Here is a 20,086-nt window from a genome sequence, read left to right on the forward strand (position 1 = left end):
TTAAAATGGGGCATCGAAAATATTTTCATACTTGGTCAAATCAAAATAACCCCAAAGTAATTGAGCTAAAAGAAACTTTCGAATGGGGTTATATAACTCCAAGTGATGATAAAATATTTGATCTTTCATCAGGAAGTTACCATCAATCATTTGGTCTTAAAAATAAACAATTAATCGATGCCTTAATCCATCAGCTTAATGAAATCCCAATGGCCATACCGAAAACGGAATTCACTTTAAAAACTGAAGTGTCACAGAAGCTAGTTGATAGAATTGGTTTTGATGGACGTATTTTCTACACCCTTTCAGGGGCAGAGTCCAATGAGAATGCTCTAAAGATGGTAAGGCAATTTACTAAAAGAGAAATTATTCTTTCTTGTGAGAATTCATATCACGGAGCAACTTCTGGCTCACTTGCCCTTTCTGGTGATTGGCGTAGAGATGCATTAGGAACGTCCGCTCCAGGACAGGCCTTTATCCCTAATTTTTATAATGATCCTGACCTAGAAAAAACGAAAAAGATAATTAAAGATATTGGCGCAGATAATATTGCAGCAATCTGCCTTGAGACTATCACCGGCGGAAATGGTGTCTATATTCCTCCAGAGTCTTATTATATTAAACTAGAAAAAGTATGTCGCACCAATGATATAAAAATAATTCTAGATGAAGTAATTTGTGGCTTCGGTAGAACAGGAAAAGACTTTGGTTTTCAAAATTATCCAATTAAGCCAGACTTTATTACATTTGCAAAATCTATTTCAGGTGGATATTTTCCATTTGGGGCAACATTTGTTTCTGAAGATATTGCATCTTTCTTTGACAGTGAGGTTCTATCTTGTGGACTAACAAATGCCTCCCATCCAATTGGCCTTCGCCTTTTAGATGAAGTTTTAAATCTTACAAAAGATGCTAACTTCCAAAATACTTTAAAAGAAAATATTAATCTTTTAAGTCACTTCAAAGATAAACTTCTAAAACTAGATTCGGTCTCAGAAATTAGAAGTATTGGAATGCTAATGGCAATTGAACTCAATACAAATGAAGACATGAGAATATTTTGGGAGAATTGCTTAAATAATGGTTTATATATCAATATGACTAGGAATATGATTATTTTATGTCCCTACCTTAACTACCCTAATGACCTTCTAGAAGATTGTTTAGAGAAACTTTTAAATATAATACAAAATAAATAAGGAAGCTTATGTATAGTAAATTATATGACAATGCCAAAGAGGCCTTAAGTGATATCACAGATGGAAGTACTATTATGAGTGGTGGATTTGGCCTATGTGGTATTCCAGAAAACTCAATTAACTACTTATCCACAACAAACCTCAAAGACCTAAAAGTTGTTTCAAATAATATTGGAAACTCAGGAAGAGGCCTAGTAAAACTTTTAAAAAAGAATATGATCTCTAAAGGATATTGTAGTTACGTAGGAGGGAATCCTGACCTTGAAGAGGCCATGTTATCTGGAAAAATTGAAATTGAACTGATCCCACAAGGTACGTTAAGCGAAAGAATCCGTGCCGCAGGCATGGGTATTCGAGCTTTTTATACACCAACAGGATATGGTACAGAAGTCGCAGAAGGAAAAGATATTAAAGAATTTGATCGGCCATGTATTTTAGAGCATGCTCTACATGCAGACTTTGCAATAATCAAAGCCCAAAAGGCCGATCCATATGGAAACCTCTGGTTCAAGGAAACTGCTAGAAACTTCTCTCCCCTAATGGCAATGGCAGCAAAGACGACGATTGTAGAAGTTGAAGAGATTGTTGCTCTTGGAGATATAAGGCCTGAGGATGTCCATATTCCAGGAGTCTTCGTTCAACGTGTATATCTTGGAAGTAATTATGAGAATGCAATAGAGTTCTTAAAGGTTAAGGAGTAAATCATGTGGACAAAAGAAGAAATGGCAAAACAAGTTATTAAGCTCTTTGATAAGAATTCAACAATCAATTTAGGAATTGGTCTCCCAACGATTATCCCAGATCAACTACCTAAGGATCACCCATTTATTATTCATAGTGAAAATGGCGTTCTTGGAGTTGGAGACTCTCCATTAAAAGACAATGTTTCGGCCACTCTTATTAATGCTGGAAAAGAAACTATTACTGTTGAAAAAGGAGCAAGTTTTTTTGACAGTTCAATGAGTTTTGGAATGATACGTGGTGGACACATAGACTTCTGTGTCTTGGGTGGTATGGAAGTTGATATTGAAGGTTCACTTGCAAATTGGAAAATACCAGGAAAGAAAATCACTGGTATGGGTGGCGCAATGGATCTTGTAAATGGCGCTAAGAATCTAATCGTTATGATGAAACATTATAGTAAGTCAGGAAAGCCAAAACTTCTTCCATTATGCGAACTTCCGTTAACAGGAAAGAATGTCGTTCACTATGTAGTAACAGACTACGGTAGCTTTAAAATTGAAAAGAAAAAGTTTAAAGCTTTAGAACTAGCTTCTAATGTAACAATTGAAAGTCTTAATAAGGATTTTTCTTCAGATATTTTTATTGAATAAATTAGATAAAAAAAGAGGGCCCTGCAACTGGCCCTCCAATTTTTCGGCTTCATGCCTATCTCTTGCTACGACATCCTGTCGACAATTAAATTATAACGCACAATAATGAAAAAATCAGAAAAAAAATAAATGGGTAAACATTTCCATTTACCATAAAGGAAGTTTATAATTAGACGTGATCACACAAACTTAAGAGGAATAGATGAGTATTTTCAACAGGAATAAACATAAGCAAACTTTTACTTATTTTATACCAACTCCACCACAGCGCTCGACACCATATCAAGAACAGGCCTTTGACCTAGTTACGAAGACGCTAAACAGGAAAAATATTCCATTTAATATCAAACATACGGCAGTAAATGAAAGAGGATTATGGATTATCATTGAGCTATTTGGAAAAGAAGAGAATCTAACAAAGATTATTTCTGATTTAAAAGAAACAATTAGCACTAATATAAAAAAGAATGAAAATGATGATTTAGAAATTTACTACGAAGAACATGAAGAGTTTCATAAAAATGAGAATTACAAAGCATAGAAAAAAATTCACTTTAATTCTCTCACTAGTAAGCTTCTTTTTTTTAATAGGCTGTTCAGAGGTTGAAAAGAAGTTAAACGATACACAAAGTTTAAATACGGTCTGTCCAATAATAGAGTCAAAATCAAATTATCTTTTGGAAAACCCTCGAAATATCTCAGAGGCCCAGAAATTGATTAGTGCTAAGAGTAACTCTTCACAATATCGAAATCAGATACTAAATTTTAGTTTGGCCCAACTCTATCTTTCGCCACACTCTACAAATTTAAATTCACATACTCTATTCTTTGCAAAGATTAATGGTAAAGAAATTTTTATCAACAGTATTCCAGATGAGACTTACGAGTTCTCATTTATAGCTGCACTAAATGAGTTGGCACAACAATTAAAAAAGCCAATCTCTTTAAAATCACGACTGAATTTAGTAGAAAAAAATATAAGTGAATACGTCTATGCTTCAAGATCATTAGAAGAATTCATTAAAAATAACCAGGCCCAATTATTTAAATCAAAACCATTGAAAAAAATGTATTTTAGAGGAGCACAGGGAATAAGAGAGAACGAACTCTTTCGTCGTCTTGACTACTTAAAAGACTATAATCTTTTAAAACGAAAAGCTTCTCCAACAAAGAATAAAACAAACTTGACCTCTGCTCACCTCTTTACAAGAGATAATTATAGCTGCTCATTTGATTCTAAAGTGTTTAATGCTGATATTATGATCTTAAAGAAACCAGAAAAAGCTTATCATAATATATTCTCACACTATAAAGACAAGAATAATTATATTATTGGTGTTACTTCATCTGTTCCTAAAGTAGACAATTCAATTAACGAATTTCTTTTTCAAAAATCTAACAATGACAGCTACACTGCTGCATGTATGACAAAGGACCAACGTAACCATTCTATTTTCTTGTTTATGAATGGCATAACTTATAATGCCCAGGTTCTAAATCGACTAATAAACTCACACTCACAAGTCACAAATGCAAAAGACTTTATGGATACAAAAAGATCATTAATGCTGACTAATCCAAAAAGAAAAGTCTCTGAAATCTATGGTATAAATCGTGTTAAAAATAATAAAGAGGCCCAATACTACATACCAAGCCTTGGGAGACTCACAATTTTAGAGCAAGGTGAGTTCCTTAGTACTTTCAATGACCCAAGAAACAAGCAATTAAAATGCAATTGATAACTTTATATGGACAAGCATCCAATAAGAAATGGGTTATTGAAGTTAACGATAAGGCTTCATTGGACTTAACTATACTAGAGTTTTTAAGATCGCATAACTTTCCAATCGCCTCTAGTTGTGACGGCGAGAAAGTCTGTCAATTATGTACCATTAACGAAGGACTTCTCGCTTGCAATGTACTGGTAAAAGATATTATTACGAAGTATAATTCAATAATAACAATTACATACTTATAACAAAGGGATAAATCCATGCGCTATCTTTCATTTGATATTGAGGCCACTGGTCTTGAGGAAAAAGACTTAATCATCGAATTTGCAATGGTTCCCTTCTGTGCCAAAACAAAGAAAATTAATCACGAATTAGAAAAGCACTTCTATATAAAATGCCCTAGTTTTGAAGAGCTCAAACCAAATTTAAACAAATGGGTTATTGATCATAATAAAGAATTAATTGAAAAGGCACATAGTGATGGTATTACGATTGAGTCTTTTAAAGAAGAACTGTCAAAATACCTTGAATCCGAAGAAGTGAAAGAATACTTTGGAGATAAGAAAATAACTTTATTTGGAAAGTCTATGAGTGCCATTGATCTTCCTTTTCTTAATAGAGATCTAGGATGGGAGTTTATGAGAAAATACTTTGAGCACCGTCAATTAGACCTTTCTTGTATTGCATATGGGCTTATCGACATGGGTTTCATTCCAGCAGAGTGTGAATCAGGTTCAAAGTTAATGAAGTACTTAAAAATGGGCGACGTCGCGCACACGGCCTTAGAAGATGCTGTTAATACGGCCATTATGTACTTTAAGCTACTAGATCTAGTGTCTGTGAAAAAAGCTTAGTGGATCAAAGGCCTTGGAGTCATAACGAACTTCAAAATGTAAGTGATCACCTGTTGATTTACCTGTATTTCCCACAGCAGCAATAACTTGCCCTCGAGAAACCTTTTGGCCTTTTCTAGCATAGTTCTTATGATTATGAGCATAGATCGTAAAAAGTCCTCCTGCGTGTGAAACCACTACGATATTTCCATATCCAGACTTTCTGCCACTATAAACAACAACACCAGAGTCAGCTGAAACAATATATGTTCCTTTTCTTGCAGCAATATCAATTCCTTCATGAGGTCTCCCCCATCTGTGACCAAAGCCTGAGGACACTTTCTTAGAAGATGGAACCGGCCATAAGAATCGTGAAGATGATTTAAGTCTAGAATAATCAATTGAAGAAATACTACGCCCTTCAATTCGATTAATCATGATACCTCGTTTATAAGGTAAGAAAATAGTCTCGCCCTTTTTAAAAGATGCATTCTTGTTAAACTCTTCAATTTGCCATTGGGGAATATTGAAAATATTTGCTAATTTCTTTGCACTATAATTAGAAGTTAATTTTATATAGCGGCCATTCTTTAAGGTCGAACAACTTAGCACTGTAAGAATAAATAATAAGTAAAAAGAAAGCTTTCTCATCTGTCCTCATTCGTTAAGTTTGAATGAGGACAAGTCGTCTATTTTAGTCTACTTAACTAAATTAGTCGGTAATTTTTGCCGCCCATTCATTGAATACATCGGACGAAAAATTCAAAAGGTTTAGGAAGGAAAAGGAAATATTTCCGTTCATAACTGCATGAATGTCTGAAGTGTGGTGAGGATCGACCTCTGTAGGAGCTCCTCCAATCCAGTAATATTGTCGACCTTTTTGATCAAGCCTTTCGACAACTTCTTCTGTATATCGGCGCATTTGAGGTCTAGTCCATTTAATATCACCTACTTGCGTATGACATAAATTTGGAACATTGATATTTAATAACGAGCAATCAGGCATTGAAAGTAATTGCTCTTTCTTATTGGTAATAAGATCTTTAATGATATTGGCCGCTGTTTGAAAGTGCTTACTTTCATCCTGCGAGCTCATGACAGTCGAGACAGCAATAGCACTTATGCCTTGAAATACGGCCTGTCTCGCAGCTCCTACTGTACCAGAGTAGTAAATGTCTTGACCAAGGTTTGCACCATGGTTAATTCCAGAAATAACGAGATCTGGCCTATAATCTAATACGGAATTTATCCCCAATAAAACACTATCGGCCGGATAACCTGAACAACTAAATGTATAATCATTGATTTTATCAACCCTGATTGGGTCGTGTAACGTTAGGGCCTGAGACGTTGCTGATCTCTCATGGCTTGGTGCCACGATAACAACATTAGCAATGTCTTTTAGAGTTTCATAAAGGCACTGAATTCCTTCAGCAGCGTATCCATCGTCATTTGAAAGTAAAATATTCATAACTTCTTATTAATTAAATTTTGCTAAATAGCAAGTGTCTTTCTTGCATACTCTATATATTCTGACAACTTAGGAGCATCAATATTACGGTAACAGCGTTCAACTTGTGAATTGATTTCAAACTTTAAATAGTCTGGATCAAGGGACTCGATAACACTCATTGAGATATTTGAATTCCAATTTAACTTAATCCCAAGTTGAAATTTTTCATTCTTTACTCTCATAACCTTAGAATAGAAATTAACAATAAATGAATTCAATAGTCCTTTATCGGCCATCGAATGTAAGAACTCATAATTGAGAACGACACTTTGACATAAAGGAGACGAAATCTTCTCATAGACTAAATTATCTTTCTCATCAAATGTAATAGAAAATGCGCGATTAAAGGCTTCTAATATTTTCTTATCATGGTTACTACTTAAACCGAAGTTTAAGCGAACTTTTGGATGATACTTTTCAACTGTATCAACTATAGATTTAATGATGAATTCAGAATCATTTTCAAAGTGCAACTCAACAATATCGTCTTGTTTTAAATCATGTGCATTTAAAAGCTCTTCTAGGATATATCCTTGAATGAAATTGAAGCTTCGAGGCCTAAAGTCGAAACCATAGCAACCCTTTGCCAATGTTTTGGCAACTTGTAAGCTTCTTTTGTCATAGATTCCATCGAGAACAATATTCATCAAATCAATTCTACACGAAAAAGAGCTCTATTGCTTGAAAGATGCTTTCTGAGCAAGAAGTTCCTACTGATTCAGGATGAAATTGCATCGTAAATATACGTTCATCCTCGTAGGCCATTAATAATTCATTATTATTATCAAATATCAATTTAGTTTGCTTAAGTAATGAGTTTTCACTATTTACTTCGACATATAAAGAATTATAGCGCTGTAAATTGATATCATTTGTCACCTCTACAATACCAGACAATAAGTCTAAGTCTTTAGGTTTCACAGTTCTGCCATGAATTGGATACTTACTTCTATTGATTGTGCATTGATAAAGAGAACTTAAAACAAGTTGATGTCCAAGGCAGATTCCTACAATTCGTCTCGCCTTTTTAAGATTAGCTTTTAACTCTAAATTATTTTGATTAAAGAAATCAATATACTCACTTGGGTGTCCAGGTCCTGGACCTAAAATAATATTTTGATTAACAAGGTCATGTCTTTTGAGATCTCTAAAATTAATGACTTCTATCTCACAAGATTTCCAATGAGAAAGGTAGGATATAATATTATTTGTAAAACTATCTTCAAAATCAACGAAGATAATTCTCACAGTGTGACCCCAAATACTGAATCAAAGTTCTTCGCATTATAATTAATTAGAATTTTTAGTGCGATCGATCGATCAAGCTTTAGTTTATTATTTACATATTCATCTTTTTGACGATATTCAACATCAAAAACCCAACAGTTATTAAGTGGGTTGTATCGAGAACCAATATATGACTCATACATTCTTTCTAAGTCGATGTCGTAATAATACCCTGTTCTAAAAGAAAATGTATCATTTAGTTCAAAGTCAATATCGGCCGTAAAGTAACGTCGCTCGGAAGCAAAAGAGTCATAATTTAAGCCAATTTTATACTCGAAACGATCCATACTCTGAGATAGTGATAATTGCGTTATATGCTTACTTTCTGTATGGAAGTAATATTCTGATAAGTTAAATTGAAATTTATCAAAATTTAATCCACCCATGATTGCAAGACGAGTTAGCCTCTCACTTGTTGTAAGTTCTTTATTTGTTTCATCTTCTAGAATTAAACCTTGAGAAATATTAAACCAGGCAACTTTCTTATAATCATAATTATCAAGTTGATAATTAAAGTTTTTAAACATCTCATAATTTGCTTTAGGTGTTTTCTTAAGAAAGTTATTATTAAACACAAATTCAATTGTATTTGATTCAGGTAAATCCGTTCTTGTTGAAACATCTTCAAGAGTATTGTTTCGTCCACGAATAATATCTCTTTCATCAAAACGTCCATCATCTTGTAATAATGCAAACTGGTTACCTAAGGCGGCATTACCACGATATTTTTGAGAATTATAATAGAAGTGATTCAGACCAAGCTTTATACTGTGCTTATAAGAAGAACGGTATAATTTCCTTACATTAAGCTCTTCCTTTTCTGTACTCGGGATTTTTGCGATTAAGTTTCTTTCATCATCTTCTACAAAAACAGGTTGAATAACTTCTTCCTGAATGAAGGCCCTTCCATAAACTTTTTCAATATCAAACCATATCGATGTATTTACGTAATTTCCGTATTTATATCCATTTTGTTTGTCACTTTTTTCTGTTGGCAAGATGTAGTATTGAGCATCTAGTCCAGCTTCAAATTTTAGATTTAGATTAAAAATTGGTTTAAATACAAATTCTAAGGTTGGGTTATAGTCGAATCGTTGAATATTACGGTAGTAGTTATTTTCTTGAACCACATCTTGTTTAAAATAATCAAATTTTAAATTTTGATAGAAATTGATCTTCGAAAGAAGACCTTTAGAGTTTAAGATATTAAAAGGCTTATGACCTATCCCAAGAGATAAAGTATTTTGTACATAGCTTGAGTCAAATTCTTCAGGGTCACTAAAAATAGAGTTACTCATAAAGCTTGAATAAAGATTAATGAGTACAGAGTCTCCCATATAGTCTGTAGAAACAGTCGTACCCTTTTCATTACCCATATAGATATCTTTATCAAAATATTCTTCATAATCACTTTGAATATCTAAGTCCGATAAGTAAGTGGAGTTTGCTAAGAAAAAAATATTATTATTAGGATGGTAGAAATAATTTAATTCATATGCACCACGAATTTCGTCTTCACCACTTGCTTCAATATCTAGTTTTCCAGGCTGCCATATTTTGTCATTTACGGTTCTTGATTCAAATTCAAAGTTAGAAAACTTCCCTAAGTTATTACGATACTCGAGTTCAAGACCATTTCCTCTTCGCCCATAGACAGTAGGAGAAAAAGTCATATCACTATTCTCATTAATGGCCCAAAAGATAGGTTGTCTAAAGAAGAATCCTTCATCAAAATCTAAACCAATTGTAGGAAATAAAAGACCAGACTCTCTAACCTTTCTAATTGGTAATGCGATATAAGGAATATAAACAATGATTACACCATTGATCTTAATGAATGTGTGCTTCATTGAAATATAATCATCAGGGACAACTGTTACTTCTTGACCTTGAATACTCCAAGATTCAGGGCAATCTTTACAAGTTGTAAATTCAGCTTCCTTGGCAGTGAAGACACCACTATTTTTTCGAACTATTTCTTTCCCACGAAGAACAAAACTCTCATCAACAAGCTTTGCATTCTTGACTTTAAATTCAGCTTTTTTTAACGAATAAGAAATCTCTGTACCATATAGATTAAATTTAGCACCTGTATAACGAACATTTCCCCAGATCTTTCCTAGGCCAGTGCCAAGAGAGATACTCGCCTTCTCTCCATAAACCGTATCTGTACCAAGTTTAATAATAACATTTCCGTGGGCTTCATAAGAGTTGTCACTACTTTTTCGGTAGGCCTTATCTGATAAAATTTGAACTTCATCATTTTCTCCAAATGCTAAAACTTTTGGAGTTGCTGCATGAGCATGACTACTTCCTAATATTAAAATACTTTTGCATATCAGCAATAAAGTAGTAGGAACCAACCACAAGAATGTTGCGTGTTTGAAGTTGGATATTTTGTGGCATATCTGCTGTGCTAGAAGCACTATATTTATTAGATTCAATTTCCTCATTAATACCTAATATTGTATCGAGAAAATTGTGCATTTCATATACTTTTGTTTCACTCTGAAGCTCCTTTTTTATCTGGGCAGAGCTTAGAGCGCGCTCGTGTTGAAATTCTAAAATATTAACTGACTTTACAATACATGGATATGTTTTATAGAGCTTTTGAATACTCTTAATTTGATCTTGTCTCCCACTTGAAAAGCTTATTAGAACATCATATTGAACTTTATTTGTATCGTTTAAACTTTGCAGTAACTTTTGATGACCTAGTAAATTATGGGCACCAAAGAAAGTAAATTCAAACTCTCCAAAATCAATATGATCACCTCTTCCTGGAGTTATAGGCCACTTGAAATCGTCATTGATATTAGTGATTCCAGTAATATGTGAAAATAAGGCCATGGCCATCTGGCGGTTTCGTACTTGAAAATCAGTTTCTGACTCATTGCTAACAGATGTGCAATTAATAGAGTCTCGATCACACCAATTGCATAGAATATCTTTTAGAAACTTTTGTTCGATATTTTCGAATAATCGTCCACTTATCCTAGTTATTCCATACTTTTCAAATAAAATTTCCTTAAGGGTTGATCCCAGTATTTGTGTGTGGTCTAGCCCAATTGATGTAATGGCCGCAACTGGTTTTGTAAAAATATTCGTAGCATCAAAACGGCCACCAAGACCAACTTCAAGAATTAGATAGTCAATATCCAGACTTACTGCATATTTTATAAATAAGACAAATAAAGCCTCATAAAAAGATAACTGAAGACGAATTATATCCTCTTCATACTTATCAAGAAGTTCAATTAATTCTTCAATAGAAATATTAGAGCTACAATAGCGGAATCTTTCTGTTATTGAGTTGACATGAGGAGATGTCCAAAGACAACTTTTAAGTCCTTCACTATTAAGTAGAGCGTTTAAACAATGCGATGTTTCACCTTTACCGTTAGTTCCACCAATAATTATAACCTTGGATTTCTCTTCGATAGCTTTTCGATCTAGGGTAAGATAAGATCGTATATGATCAAGTTTTGGGCGAAAGTTCTCTTTACCACATAAGTTAATAAGCCGAGTAAGAAAAACCTCTTCTTGCTTAGATGATAAATGTCTTTTATCGATTGGACTCTTCACAGTAAAGATATCTCATGAATGAAAATATTTTGACTAGAAAATTATCTCTTTAAAAAGAAAATTCCTTATTATCTGAAGATAGTATATGAATACGTCCCGATTCATTCACCTCTTCTATCTCTTTTGAAAGCTCATCTAGATAATTAGGTTTTAAATGACCTAAATAAATAGGAACATCTCCAGGCATTTTAGATAATTCTTTCTTAAGCGTTTGTGCTGTATGATGACGACTATCAAGGGCCAACTTTTCAAAACGGTTCGGGAAACTAACTTCACAAAATATGGCCACTACATTATTAAGCTTCTTTGCTGCTGCCCAAATCTTATCAGTTGGGCCAGTGTCTTGAGTGAAGACAATGGCCTTGCCATTTTTTTCAATAATAAAACCTAATGAGCCTGCGAAGTGATTAACTTCGATTGCGTGTACTTTATATTCACCAATTTCTCTACTGTCACCAGACTCTATATTATGAAACTTCATCGTTGGGCTTTCTTTGCTAGGAAGCTTTGTGAAATCAGGCCAAATTGCATCGTTAAAAAGATGGTTCATGATATTGTCTTCAACTTCTTTACATGTCCAAATATCAAAAGGCTTATCATTCATGCCAAAACAATTATCTGCAAGAAATGCCAAATCGGAAATATGATCTAAATGAGAATGTGAAATGAGAATATTATCAATCTTTGCCTGATCACTAACACTAACTCCTGTCGCTACAGAACCTGCATCAATAAGTAAATTTCCATCAACTAAATAAGATGTTGCTCGGCATTCAGGAGAAACGCCACCATGTCCACCGATAATTTTCACATTCATTCTAACTCCAATTTATTTAATTTTAACTTGGTTTAGAATTTTTTACTAGTACTAAGACATTGAAAAATGGAAACTATTTACCTGTTAACTCTTGATAAACGTCTTGAGTCTTTCTCCCAAGAGCATTTCCTATTAGTTTGGCGAGATTCTTTGGCGTTTGCTTATCTAAATATGCTTGCGCAAATTTAGCAACTTCCCCACTTGTGGCGAGATTAGAAGAGTTAGATTTTGGCCAATCAATAACAATAACAAACTCTCCCTTTGCAGTAACGAGCTCATCACGAAAATCTTGTGCCTTAAAATGAATTGCTTCCTCAAACTTCTTAGTTAATTCACGGCAGATGCAAATATTAGCTTCAGGAAATTCTTGCGATATTTGCTTTAAAGTTGAATGAATACGATGAGGAGATTCAAAAAAGAGTGACGTATTCCCCTGCTCAAATGCGACTTTCAACTTATTTGATATTTCACCTTTTTTACGTGGAAGGAATCCAAAAAAAGTATAAGGATTAGGAGCAAATCCACTAAGTTCAAGAGCAACTGTTACAGCACTAGGGCCAGGTACTGAAGTAACCTCTCCTCCCCTTGCTAATATTTCTTTAACCAGTATATGACCTGGGTCTGAAACGATAGGGCTACCAGCATCTGAGACAAGAATAGGAAATTGAGAGTTACTAATTTGCTCTATATAGAAGTCTAGCTTGTCTTGGGAATGATCATTGAAAGAGAGAACTCTTAAACCTGGTCTGTCTATTTCAATCTTATTTAATAGAGAACGAAATACACGTGTATCCTCGGCCAAAACGATATCACAACTCTCAAATGCCTGACGCATTCTCTCAGATACATCGTTTAAATTCCCAATTGGCGTTGATACTAGAGTAAGCTTCACTGAAATAATCCTTCTTTAATTGATATATTCTCTAATAAATTATGTGATTCCATTCATTTATAACTTACATAAGAAATAACTTCCATCTAAAACTAAAAGACACAATGCGTTACAATAATATTCGATGTAGTTTTATGCTGAAGAAGGAGTTTTAATGACAATGCAAGCAAGAGTACGCACAGATTCAACTGGAAATATTACAGTTCATATAGAAGGTGGTATGGACTATGAAAATATCATTCCACTAAAGCAAGAATTAGCAACAATTACTAGTTCTCACCCTACTTCAACTATCACGCTTGACCTTACGGCCCTTAACTTCGTTGGCTCATCTGGAATTGGAGTATTCGTTGATACAATTAGAAGTCTAAATAAAAGACGTGACCAAGTTAGACTCTCTAACGTTGCTCCAGAGTTCATAAAAGTTTTTAAACTTTATAATTTTGATGCAATGGAAATTCTAATCAATGAATTTGAAACTGATGAAACAGAACTGTCTAAGTTCTATGGTCAAAAGAAAAGAACTTTTCAAAACTGATAATTTAATAAATTTACATAAAAATCTTGGCCTGGCTTATTTTGCTTAAAACCAATTTCAGCTGGGCCTTTTTGACTAAAGTCTTTAATCTCTATTGATCCCTGGTAATTATAACCACCACCTTGATAACTTGAGTCCTGATAAGGACTTCCTTGAGTATCTGGATAGTAATAATTTTCGTTATTAGGTCCTTGATTTTGATACTTGCGATATTCGTGTGATCCAATAATATAACCACCAAAAATTAAACCAGCATATAGTCCAAGAGAAGCACCAATTGCGATTGAGCGAGATGAACCACCAAAGGCCATTGCCGCCGTTCCCAATAATGCTCCACCAACTGTTCCATACCCAGCATTCATGGCAATGATCTTAACTTTAGGATCCATTTGTGCGCGGGCCTGAAAGCTTGTTGAAATAGTTGAAATAAATAGAGTAATTAAGAATAGTTTTTTAATCATATAAAAATTGTAAAAGAAGGCCTTGCCTGATGCAAGGTAAATGTTCACCAAATCTTAATCAAATAATAGACACAGTGCAAGACATCTCAAAGAAACTTGAAACAAAGTTAGCACTAGAAAACAGCCTTCGCCTTTGCTGTTCAGTAATTTGGCCATTCGATTTTACTTCAAATATTTTTAGGATGAAAGTATCTCGAATTTTATAAATGCCACAAATATCCACTTGCCCACAGCCAACTCGCCTTAGCATTGTAGGACAAATCAATAATGGGATGGCCTCTTTATGAATCTTTGTCGATTTTTTTAATTCTAAATTTAGACCTTTGGATACATTATTCCTGTACAAATTCCTTTACCCCTTTAAATGTTTTGCGATGTATTGGGGTAATACCATATTCTTCGATAGCTTTACGATGAGCAGCTGTAGGATAACCAGCATTTTTTTCAAATCCGTAATAAGGAAATTTTCGAGCTTCCTTTATCATCAGTCGATCGCGGAAAACTTTTGCAATAATGGAGGCTAGCCCTATAAGAACTGACTTACTATCCCCTTTTATTACAGCATGAACATCTTTAACTTTTGTTGACTTAAAAGGAAATTTTCCATCAACTAGAACGACTGAATCTTGTTTTAGAATGTTATGACAGGACTTTTTCATTCCTAGAAGTGATGCTTGAAAAATATTAACTTCATCTATTTTCTTCGGCGTAATCTTTTCGACGCTATATTCAAATAGATCATGAAAGTTTTGTTTCTTAAAAGTTGAGAGATTTAACTCTTCTAAAATCCTTTCCATTTTCTTTAAAGAAAGTTTCTTTGAATCTGTAACACCGTATTCTTTTAAAATACTTGCTAAGACTGCAAGATTATCAACTCGTACCCCAACAGCACAAGTTACAACGGGCCCAGCAAGAGGACCTCTTCCAACCTCATCGGTTGCAATTATATATTGATGATCTTTGATGAATTCTTTTTCAAACATAGGCTTCACAAATAAAGAGGCCCCTATTTCTAGGGGCCCTTTTATGACTTAAATAGTTTTTTAAATTACTTTCTATCGTAGTCAATTGCGATACGTGCAGATTTACCTGAACGATCTCTTAGGTAGTAAAGTTTAGATCTTCTAGATTTACCTTTTTGAACGATCTCAATCTTTTCTACATTTGGTGAATGAAATGGGAATACCCTTTCAACACCAATTCCAGAAGAAACTTTTCTAACTCTGAAGTGACCAGATAGTTTACCTTCTTCTTTCATTGCAATACATACACCACGGAAAATCTGAATACGAGATTTGTTACCTTCAGTGATTCTTGCGTGAACATCAATTGTGTCCCCAGTTTTAAACTTTGGGAAAGATTCTACATTTGTGTTCTTGTAATTTTCATTTACTACGTCTACTAAATTCATTACGAACTCCTAAAAAACGCTTGAACTTCTCAGAGGACCAACACCGTGTTGTTCTTAAGTAAATTCTATTTCAAAGACTCAGAGGCACTATTCAGTCGATCTAAATAGATTGCGACTGCCGATCGAACAGACAGGTGATTATATCCATCCGCACTTCCACCAAAAATTGGTTCAAGTGCAAAATGGGCCCGTTCGAGTACTTGTGCATGGAGACCCCATCCTGTACCAAATAACAAGAAGATAGGCCTTTTGTCAAGGCGCGCATTATTGATCAGGTCAGTTTCTACACCATTATTTGACTCGAAATTTGCACCTGTAACACAAATTAAAGGCTCAACACCTTCTATCTCCTTAATTTTATTGATTCCTTCCTCCACAGAGTTCACAAGACGAGCAATTGCCAGCGCATCTTGACGATCTGGGTTATAAACTCCAGCATCATCTTCCTCCCAGTGTCCTAGTATTCTTTTTACTAGTTTATGTTGGGCCTCAAGTGGAGTCACAATAAAGTAATTCTTCATACCAAAAGTACGACAGCTTCTAGCAATATCGTGTATATCGAGATTTGTTACTGAAGTTGTAACAATATCCCCTCTTTTATTTTTAATTGGGTGGTGTACTAAACCGAGATAAATATTATCTTTCATCTTTAATATATCCTTAAACTTTATTTCTCATATAGGTCTTATAAAGATCAGGCCTATACTTTTTTGTAAATTCTAATTTCTTATTCTGGTTAAATTCATCAATAAGCTTGTGATTACCTTCAGTCAAAACACTTGGTACTTTCACACCATTAAAGTTTGAAGGCCTTGTATAAACTGGCCCTTCAATAAGTCCATCTTCAAATGAATCACAAATTGCACTTTGATCATTACCTAATGCTTTTGGTAAAAACCTAAGCATTGCATCGGTAATAGTCATAACAGCAAGTTCTCCACCTGATAGAACATAATCACCAAGTGAATAAATTCGTGTTACATATTGCTCAATAAAGCGCTCGTCAATTCCTTCATAGCGGCCACATATAAATACGTATTGCTTTCTATTTTCTTGAAATGAAGACGCTAAATCTTTTGCATTATCATTATTAAAAACTGTACCTCGAGGAGAAGTATAAATAATTTCTAATTCATCTTTAGAGATTTTTTCAGTTTTTAAAATATGTTTTATGGCCTCTTCAAGAACATCTGCTCTTAGAACCATTCCTGGGCCACCACCATAAGGAGAACTATCGACACCTTTAAAGCTTTTAGGAGAGAAGTCACCAAGATAAAGAGTCTCAAACTCGACTTCATTTTCTAAAAACTTTCCAATTACTCCGCTACTTTTGAAAGCATCAAAGAATTGAGGAAATAATGTGATTACCCATATTTTATTCATTACATTAAACGTGGAATTAAGCATTCCACACGATTCTCTTCTAAATTAACAAGTTTAACAAATTGATCAACAAATGGAATATCAACATGCTTTCCATTAACTTTTGTATTTAAAACAATATGTGCACCGTTATCAAAATATTTTACAACTTTTCCAACGACTTGATCTTTTTCAATGTCAAAAACATCTAGGCCAATAATATCGGCCATATAAAATTCATCCTCTTCTGTTTCAGGTAATGTGCTGCGATCAACATAGATCTCAAAAGGTAACATTTCTTCTGTTACATTTCTGTTATCAACACCTTCAAGATAGGCAAATACTTTATTTCCAAATGAAATCGATTTAACTGTCAATTCTTTTCCAGGCTTAGCAATTGAGCTTCCATTTAGTGGTTTTGCAAAAAATGTAACACCTTTTTGTAAGACACTATTATCTTTATTTTCTAAGTTAAAGACGAAGGCCCCCTTTATTCCATGCGGTCGGGTTGCAGTGCCAAGTAAAATTAAATTTTCTGAATTTTCCATAGGCTGACTTATATCACGCCTTGCAAGGTAAATCACCTATATATTTTTCAAGTATTTAACTTGCCAATTAACTGAACTCTAGTTTTAATATTTGTATTAAAGACAAAATTCATGGAGAGAATTATGAAAAAAATCGTTAGCGCTGCAGCGGTCTGCGTTGTAGCTATCCCAACAATGGCAGCAAGTATTGAAATGCCAACTGTTTACGGAAAAATTAACAAAGCTGCTATTTACACAGATCAAGATAGTACAGGAAGAACTTCATTTGCTGGTTTTGCTGATGTTGACTCTTCAGAGACTCGTCTTGGAGTTAAGGGTAAATGGGATCTAGAAAATGTTGAAGGTACTTACGTTATTGAAATGGGTCTAAACTCATCAAAAGATTCTAATGGTACAGATTTTAGAATCAGAATGCGTCAAGCAGCTGTTGGTGCAAAAACAGCATTTGGTACAATCAAAGCTGGTCAAACGTATACACCAATGGATTACACAATCCTTAAGACAGATCTTCTAAGCTCTACTGTTGCCTCAATGGCAGGTTCTGATACAAGTGCTAGAATTGACGGTGCAGTATCTCGCCTAGGTATGAGATACCGTGCAAGAACTGATATGGTTTCATATGAGACACCAAGTATTGGTGGTCTAACTCTTTCTCTTTCAACTGATAGAGATAACGGAATGAATAACGACTCTACTGATGCAGATTATGGTCCAACTCACTACACTGGTCTTGTTAAGTTTGACAGACAAATGGGTAAAGTTGATATGAACCTATTTGCTGGTTATGACACTTGGGCAGAAGATGGTGAAGATAACACTTACACTCTAGCTGGAGCTAAGTTTGGATTTGGAAACTTCCAACTAAATGCTGCTTACAGTATCGAAGAAAATGATGCTGCAACTAAAACTGAAATCAACAGAACTTATGCAGGTGCTCAATACACGATGAATAAGAATGTATTTGCAGTAACATATCAACTACGTGATGAAAAAGATGCTGGAAATGAGTATACACAAATTGCTGCTCACTACAGATATATGTTCACAAAGAAATTTGATATGAGCTTAACTGTTCTTACTTATGATGTTGATGAAACAGCTGGAACACAAAACGAAGCGACAATGGCCGCTGCGGGTATCCAACTTAAGTTCTAATAATTTTAAAATTATTTAAATAAATTCTAAGGCCCACAATAGTGGGCCTTTCTTTTTTGTGAAATATTTTCTATAATATCTCAATGAATCAAAGTGAAATTAAATCAATTGCAATCATGCGAACATCGGCCCTTGGAGATATCATCTGGACGCTTCCGATGCTAAATCGTATCCGCAAAGCAATGCCTAATACAAAGATCTATTATATTACAAGTAATACATTTGCACCTTTATTAGAAGGGATTGAGGATGTCGAATTGATAAAAATCGATAAGCCCAAAAAGCTAAAAGATTACTTTAAGCTTCAACGTGTCTTTGAACCATATCACTTTGATATTCTCTTATGTGCACAGGCAAATTTTAGGATAAACTTCATCTATCCTTTCATTAAGGCCAAAAAGAAAATAGGTTTTGATAATAAACGAGGTAGAGATCTGCAAAAGTTCTTTATTGACGAGAGTATCCCTTTTAAAAAGGAGCACTCAGTTGAAGCATTTCTCGGCTTCAGTGATCAATTAGGTATTGTCTCTAGTGAAATTGAATTTAACTTACCTATACAAAAAGTAACTGTCGGCAATCTTCCACTTGGAGACTACGTTGTAATTCATCCCAAGGCTTCTTCTCTTCAAAGAACCTGGGCCACTAAGAGATATATTGAAGTTACAAATCTAATTAAAAAGAAATATGATATTCCTATCGTTTTAACAGGAATTCCAAGTGATAAGGATATTTGCCTTGAAATTGAAAGTGAGTCCAACGCTCATATTATAAACCTTTGTGGCAAAACCTCTCTTAATGAACTTAAGAATGTATTTCTTAGTGCTAAACTAGTTATTGCTCCAGATTCTGGACCAGCTCATATGGCAGCAGCTTTAAATACCCCAGTGGTTGGGCTATACACAGCTGTTCCTCCAGAATACACAGGACCATATGGCCAAATACATAATTGTATCAATGCATACCCAAAAGCTTTAGAGCATTACTTCCATAAATCAATTGAAGATGTCCCATGGCGATTTCGCGTCAAAGAAAACGACATGATGGATTTAATTACTGTTAATGAAGTATTTGAAAAGCTTAGTTCTATTCTAAATAAATAATAAGATTAATCGCTCCTGCTTTTTAAAATAAGAAGAAAAGAAGCTTCGATAAATGTTTTCTGGATTGCTTAGTTGGTTACCCGAATGCTCTAACTTAACAAGAACCCTCTCTCACTCGCATCCTGCTCGTTCGTACAGGGTTGTACGGTGTCATTTAGCTTCATGCTAAATGACACCTACAAAAAAAAAGCCAGATCAATGATCTGGCTTTTTATATAGAAGGTGCATCTTCCTAGTCTCACACCAAGTTACCCTGGCACTACCTTTGGCGCTAGCGGGCTTAACTGCTGAGTTCGGGATGGTATCAGGTGTTTCCCC

24 protein-coding genes and 1 rRNA gene are annotated in these 20,086 nt (G+C 34.4%); 10 read left to right on the plus strand and 15 right to left on the minus strand.

Annotated elements, in window-relative coordinates; all coding sequences use genetic code 11:
* The first annotated feature begins 5 nt into the window (after positions 1-5).
* From VCM44_RS09830 to VCM44_RS09860, 7 genes are all read left to right on the plus strand, one after another.
* Positions 6-1,199, plus strand: coding sequence for an aminotransferase class III-fold pyridoxal phosphate-dependent enzyme (locus tag VCM44_RS09830; RefSeq protein ID WP_334678700.1), 1,194 nt, complete (start codon positions 6-8; stop codon positions 1,197-1,199).
* An 8-nt stretch (positions 1,200-1,207) separates the two neighbouring features.
* Entirely contained in the window at positions 1,208-1,900 is a 693-nt protein-coding gene (locus VCM44_RS09835; RefSeq protein ID WP_334678701.1) for a CoA transferase subunit A, read from the plus strand.
* A gap of 3 nt (positions 1,901-1,903) precedes the next feature.
* On the plus strand, positions 1,904-2,533 hold the full coding sequence (locus VCM44_RS09840; protein ID WP_233500287.1) for a 3-oxoacid CoA-transferase subunit B: 630 nt from the start codon (positions 1,904-1,906) through the stop codon (positions 2,531-2,533).
* A gap of 202 nt (positions 2,534-2,735) precedes the next feature.
* Entirely contained in the window at positions 2,736-3,074 is a 339-nt protein-coding gene (locus tag VCM44_RS09845) for a hypothetical protein (protein ID WP_115363927.1), read from the plus strand.
* Positions 3,055-4,272, plus strand: coding sequence for a hypothetical protein (locus VCM44_RS09850; RefSeq protein ID WP_334678702.1), 1,218 nt, complete (start codon positions 3,055-3,057; stop codon positions 4,270-4,272). Before VCM44_RS09845 ends, VCM44_RS09850 begins: the two co-directional genes overlap by 20 nt.
* Positions 4,263-4,511: a hypothetical protein gene (locus tag VCM44_RS09855; RefSeq protein WP_334678703.1), complete on the plus strand. Its 249-nt coding sequence runs from the start codon at positions 4,263-4,265 to the stop codon at positions 4,509-4,511. Before VCM44_RS09850 ends, VCM44_RS09855 begins: the two co-directional genes overlap by 10 nt.
* A gap of 15 nt (positions 4,512-4,526) precedes the next feature.
* Positions 4,527-5,120 (plus strand): exonuclease domain-containing protein, encoded by a 594-nt coding sequence (locus VCM44_RS09860; protein ID WP_334678704.1) that lies wholly within the window; start codon positions 4,527-4,529, stop codon positions 5,118-5,120.
* On the opposite strand, the gene VCM44_RS09865 is transcribed toward VCM44_RS09860, so the two are convergent.
* The 8 genes from VCM44_RS09865 to rsmI all read right to left on the minus strand — a co-directional run bounded on the left by VCM44_RS09865 (position 5,097) and on the right by rsmI (position 13,193).
* Positions 5,097-5,750, minus strand: coding sequence for a M23 family metallopeptidase (locus VCM44_RS09865; protein ID WP_115363936.1), 654 nt, complete (start codon positions 5,748-5,750; stop codon positions 5,097-5,099). The two genes, VCM44_RS09860 and VCM44_RS09865, sit on opposite strands and share 24 nt — an antisense overlap.
* Positions 5,751-5,811: 61 nt before the next feature.
* Positions 5,812-6,570, minus strand: a complete 759-nt coding sequence (gene surE / locus VCM44_RS09870; protein WP_115363938.1) for a 5'/3'-nucleotidase SurE — start codon at positions 6,568-6,570, stop codon at positions 5,812-5,814.
* Between the two features lie 23 nt (positions 6,571-6,593).
* Positions 6,594-7,259, minus strand: coding sequence for a hypothetical protein (locus tag VCM44_RS09875; protein WP_334678705.1), 666 nt, complete (start codon positions 7,257-7,259; stop codon positions 6,594-6,596).
* Positions 7,260-7,269: 10 nt separating this feature from the next.
* Positions 7,270-7,860 carry an aminodeoxychorismate/anthranilate synthase component II gene (locus VCM44_RS09880; RefSeq protein WP_334678706.1) on the minus strand — a complete coding sequence of 197 codons (591 nt, stop codon included), beginning with the start codon at positions 7,858-7,860 and terminating at the stop codon, positions 7,270-7,272.
* Positions 7,857-10,244 (minus strand): LPS-assembly protein LptD, encoded by a 2,388-nt coding sequence (locus VCM44_RS09885; protein WP_334678707.1) that lies wholly within the window; start codon positions 10,242-10,244, stop codon positions 7,857-7,859. The genes VCM44_RS09880 and VCM44_RS09885 overlap by 4 nt, the downstream gene beginning before the upstream one ends.
* Positions 10,207-11,484: a hypothetical protein gene (locus VCM44_RS09890; RefSeq protein WP_334678708.1), complete on the minus strand. Its 1,278-nt coding sequence runs from the start codon at positions 11,482-11,484 to the stop codon at positions 10,207-10,209. Before VCM44_RS09890 ends, VCM44_RS09885 begins: the two co-directional genes overlap by 38 nt.
* Before the next feature lie 49 nt (positions 11,485-11,533).
* Positions 11,534-12,301, minus strand: a complete 768-nt coding sequence (locus VCM44_RS09895; protein ID WP_334678709.1) for a 3',5'-cyclic-nucleotide phosphodiesterase — start codon at positions 12,299-12,301, stop codon at positions 11,534-11,536.
* 73 nt (positions 12,302-12,374) lie between these two features.
* Positions 12,375-13,193 (minus strand): 16S rRNA (cytidine(1402)-2'-O)-methyltransferase, encoded by an 819-nt coding sequence (gene rsmI, locus VCM44_RS09900; protein ID WP_334678710.1) that lies wholly within the window; start codon positions 13,191-13,193, stop codon positions 12,375-12,377.
* Positions 13,194-13,347: 154 nt separating this feature from the next.
* Here rsmI and VCM44_RS09905 point away from each other — a divergent pair, with 154 nt between their 5' ends.
* Positions 13,348-13,731, plus strand: a complete 384-nt coding sequence (locus VCM44_RS09905) for an STAS domain-containing protein (protein WP_120404642.1) — start codon at positions 13,348-13,350, stop codon at positions 13,729-13,731.
* On the opposite strand, the gene VCM44_RS09910 is transcribed toward VCM44_RS09905, so the two are convergent.
* The 6 genes from VCM44_RS09910 to rimM all read right to left on the minus strand — a co-directional run bounded on the left by VCM44_RS09910 (position 13,722) and on the right by rimM (position 17,513).
* Complete coding sequence (locus tag VCM44_RS09910) at positions 13,722-14,192, minus strand: hypothetical protein (protein WP_115363953.1); 471 nt, start codon at positions 14,190-14,192, stop codon at positions 13,722-13,724. The two genes, VCM44_RS09905 and VCM44_RS09910, sit on opposite strands and share 10 nt — an antisense overlap.
* A gap of 332 nt (positions 14,193-14,524) precedes the next feature.
* Positions 14,525-15,175 (minus strand): ribonuclease HII, encoded by a 651-nt coding sequence (locus VCM44_RS09915; RefSeq protein ID WP_334678711.1) that lies wholly within the window; start codon positions 15,173-15,175, stop codon positions 14,525-14,527.
* A gap of 65 nt (positions 15,176-15,240) precedes the next feature.
* The gene (gene rplS / locus VCM44_RS09920; protein WP_115363959.1) at positions 15,241-15,603 is read right to left on the minus strand and encodes a 50S ribosomal protein L19; all 363 of its coding nucleotides are present in this window, start codon (positions 15,601-15,603) and stop codon (positions 15,241-15,243) included.
* A gap of 65 nt (positions 15,604-15,668) precedes the next feature.
* Positions 15,669-16,250, minus strand: a complete 582-nt coding sequence (locus tag VCM44_RS09925) for an RNA methyltransferase (RefSeq protein WP_115363961.1) — start codon at positions 16,248-16,250, stop codon at positions 15,669-15,671.
* Positions 16,251-16,263: 13 nt separating this feature from the next.
* Positions 16,264-16,986, minus strand: a complete 723-nt coding sequence (gene trmD, locus VCM44_RS09930; protein WP_158536935.1) for a tRNA (guanosine(37)-N1)-methyltransferase TrmD — start codon at positions 16,984-16,986, stop codon at positions 16,264-16,266.
* Entirely contained in the window at positions 16,986-17,513 is a 528-nt protein-coding gene (gene rimM, locus VCM44_RS09935; RefSeq protein ID WP_120404639.1) for a ribosome maturation factor RimM, read from the minus strand. Before rimM ends, trmD begins: the two co-directional genes overlap by 1 nt.
* Positions 17,514-17,636: 123 nt before the next feature.
* Here rimM and VCM44_RS09940 point away from each other — a divergent pair, with 123 nt between their 5' ends.
* Both VCM44_RS09940 and VCM44_RS09945 read left to right on the plus strand, forming a co-directional pair.
* Complete coding sequence (locus VCM44_RS09940) at positions 17,637-18,668, plus strand: porin (protein ID WP_162929579.1); 1,032 nt, start codon at positions 17,637-17,639, stop codon at positions 18,666-18,668.
* 83 nt (positions 18,669-18,751) lie between these two features.
* Positions 18,752-19,768 (plus strand): glycosyltransferase family 9 protein, encoded by a 1,017-nt coding sequence (locus VCM44_RS09945; protein WP_334678712.1) that lies wholly within the window; start codon positions 18,752-18,754, stop codon positions 19,766-19,768.
* Positions 19,769-19,987: 219 nt separating this feature from the next.
* Here the strand turns inward: VCM44_RS09945 and rrf are convergent.
* Positions 19,988-20,086 (minus strand): 5S ribosomal RNA (rrf, locus tag VCM44_RS09950); the annotation flags it as partial.

The sequence above is a fragment of the Halobacteriovorax sp. DPLXC-1 genome (assembly GCF_036903125.1).
Classification (GTDB): domain Bacteria; phylum Bdellovibrionota; class Bacteriovoracia; order Bacteriovoracales; family Bacteriovoracaceae; genus Halobacteriovorax_A; species Halobacteriovorax_A vibrionivorans.